Source organism: Paenibacillus piri (assembly GCF_004354045.1).
In the GTDB taxonomy this organism is placed as follows: Bacteria; Bacillota; Bacilli; order Paenibacillales; family NBRC-103111; genus Paenibacillus_S; species Paenibacillus_S piri.
In genome coordinates this window covers 1-1113 of the sequence record NZ_SMRT01000057.1, presented here as the reverse complement: position 1 = coordinate 1113, position 1113 = coordinate 1, and the positions used below count along the sequence as shown (strand labels likewise).

Below are 1113 nucleotides of genomic sequence, written 5' to 3'. Positions count from 1 at the left end.
AGCGTGAAGGCAAAAATCTTTTCGACGTTGAGCATTCTGATATACGTGGGTTGGTTACACACATTTTATCTCTCCGTCTGAGGAGTCTCCAACGAACTTGGTAGCGCGCGTTCCGTGCTCGCACTTTAGCGCAAAGAAAAGACGTGGATTTCTCCCTTGCGTTTTGCTTTTGCCTCCAGCTCAACCTTCAAGCGCATTTAGGGGTTGTTGCGTAACTTGAAATACAGTTATTATTTAGGATTCTTGTAAGGTTACCTCTGTTCTTCGCGCCACTGCCCAAATAAACCCAGCTAACTCTCTTGCAATGGCTGCTGTTGTTTTGCCTCCTGGTTTTCCTCGGCCGTTCATTTTCATGTATTTGTTGTGTAGACGGTGCTGTGCCTTCCAAGATGTTGCTTGAATATCTCCRGGTTGCCCTTGTTGTCGATTCTTTAGGGCTCCTTTCACCGCGGGCTTATATCGATAACACCAGGCTGCTTCAACGAGTACCCGGCGTACGTGGGGGTTTCCAGTCCTTGTTACCGCGCCTTGYCTTCTTGTTAACCCTGTAGATCGCTCACTTGGAACCAAACCTGTGTAACCCATAAAATCCCTTGCTTTAGCAAATCGGACAAAGCTTCCAATCTCTATCACAAGGGTAACTGCCGTGAGCTCGGCGATTCCGCGGAAACACTGTAATGCCTGAATGACTGGGGCTTTGGAGCTAGCTTCAGCCTGACGATGGATTTCCGATTCGAAACGCTTCATTCTCTCATCCAATTCATCAAGTTGATGGAGATATTCCTGAAATACAATTCTCAATGCCGGTGATGAGAAACTTAACCCATTCAGCCATGTGCGATGCTTTGTTCCCCATTTCTTCCCTTTCTCGGAAAATACCAAATTGTATCGAAGCAAAAATTTTGTAATCCGATGACGGGTTCGCTGGCGGTCTTCCTTTATGGCCTCCCGAGCTCGAACTAAATCACGCAATGCTTCATCCTCTTCTGTAGGTACATAAATACCGGTTAACTCTCCTGCACGAAATAATTGGGCTAGCTTTATGGCGTCCCTACGGTCTGTTTTTACTTTTTCACCAGGCTTTTGTGGAATTAAGGACGGGGCAATTACCGT

1 protein-coding gene is annotated in these 1113 nt (G+C 46.5%); it reads right to left on the bottom strand.

Annotated features, from left to right (window positions below):
* Positions 1-234: 234 nt before the first annotated feature.
* Positions 235-1113 (bottom strand): IS110 family RNA-guided transposase (locus tag E1757_RS35575; RefSeq protein ID WP_133237155.1); only part of this gene is annotated, 879 nt, incomplete at its 5' end.